This window comes from Streptomyces sp. WAC04114, assembly GCF_019733245.1.
GTDB classification, from domain to species: Bacteria; Actinomycetota; Actinomycetes; order Streptomycetales; family Streptomycetaceae; genus Streptomyces; species Streptomyces massasporeus_A.
In genome coordinates this window covers 1-653 of record NZ_JAIGQA010000415.1, presented here as the reverse complement: position 1 = coordinate 653, position 653 = coordinate 1, and the positions used below count along the sequence as shown (strand labels likewise).

Here is a 653-nt window from a genome sequence, read left to right as displayed (position 1 = left end):
CTCGGAGGCCAGGCCCTCGACCGTGGTGATCTCGCGGCCGTCGGCCCGGAAGGCGGGGTAGAGGCAGCTGTGCACGGGCTCGCCGTCCACGTGGACCGTGCACGCGCCGCAGTCGCCCGCGTCGCAGCCCTTCTTGACGCCGAACCAGCCGCGCTCACGCAGGTAGGTCCGTAGGCACTGGCCGGGGCGTGGCTCCTGCGTGAACGGCCGGCCGTTCACCTCGATCCCGAAACTCACTGCGGCTCCTCACCGTGGGACAGCTCGCGGCGGATGTCCTCCGCGTACCGGAACGTCATGTGCCGCCGCCATTCGGGAAGCCCATGGATGTCGTCGAACCACTCGTCGTCGGCGACGGCCGCGTCGATCGCCGTACGCAGCCCGTCCGCCGTCGGCGGCAGCGGGAACCACAGCCGGACCGGGCGGACGGTCGAGGCGGTGATCGTGATCGCGAGGGAGTGGTCGACCGGGTCCAGGGTGCCGAGGACCAGGGCGCCGGAGCGGCCGAGCCCGTACAGGGACGCCTGCCGGAACGCCGTACGGCAGGCGAGGGCGCGGGCGGGCAGGGTGATGGACCGCAGAAGCTCGCCCTCGGCCAGGACCTTGCGGCCCGCGCCGGTCACGAAGTCCACGACGCGGACCCGGCGGCGTACACC

The 653-nt window shown here is 73.0% G+C and carries 1 protein-coding gene and 1 pseudogene; both read right to left on the bottom strand.

Annotated elements, in window-relative coordinates:
• The coding region (locus K4G64_RS39550) for a (2Fe-2S)-binding protein (protein WP_221760656.1) at window positions 1-237 on the bottom strand (237 nt) is incomplete at its 3' end.
• Window positions 234-653: pseudogene (locus K4G64_RS39545) on the bottom strand (FAD-binding molybdopterin dehydrogenase); the annotation flags it as partial. The gene K4G64_RS39550 and the pseudogene K4G64_RS39545, both read right to left, overlap by 4 nt.